At 57.5% G+C, this 651-nt stretch carries 1 pseudogene; it reads right to left on the bottom strand.

The features are described from left to right. Positions 1–651 (bottom strand): annotated as a pseudogene (locus HZZ13_RS36365) (M10 family metallopeptidase C-terminal domain-containing protein); the annotation flags it as partial.

Genomic DNA, 651 nt, shown 5'->3' with positions numbered 1-651 from the left:
CATCACCATTGAGGTCTTGCTGGAAGGTAGTCTCCAGCGACTGAAACGACGCATTCGTACCCGTCACCTCAGGAACGATATTATTGATATAGTTGCCATTGCTATCCGTGCTCCAGGCAGTGTAGTGACCTGACACCGAGTCCTTCCAGGCCACATAATATCCGCCGGCGGTCTGCTCGGCCGCGATCGGCGCCCAGGTGCCACATGCAATGGCACTGACCGGCGAGCCGGAAATCTTCAGGATGGGCCCACTGCCCGTGCTGATCGCGTCAAGGTAGAAGTTATCCCCCATCTGCACCAACTCGGTGGAGCCCTGCATCTCAACAGTTTTGACGGGGACACCGATGCTGCCATCACCATTGAGGTCTTGCTGGAAGGTGGTCTCCAGCGACTGAAACGACGCATTCGTACCCGTCACCTCAGGAACGATATTATTGATATAGTTGCCGTTGCTATCCGTGCTCCAGGCAGTGTAGTGACCTGACACCGAGTCCTTCCAGGCCACATAATATCCGCCGGCGGTCTGCTCGGCCCCGATCGGCGCCCAGGTGCCACATGCAATGGCACTGACCGGCGAGCCGGAAATCTTCAGGATGGGCCCACTGCCCGTGCTGATCGCGTCAAGGTAGAAGTTATCCCCCATCTGCACCA

The sequence above is a fragment of the Bradyrhizobium agreste genome, assembly GCF_016031625.1.
GTDB classification, from domain to species: Bacteria; Pseudomonadota; Alphaproteobacteria; order Rhizobiales; family Xanthobacteraceae; genus Bradyrhizobium; species Bradyrhizobium agreste.
This window is presented reverse-complemented; position numbering and strand designations above follow the sequence as displayed.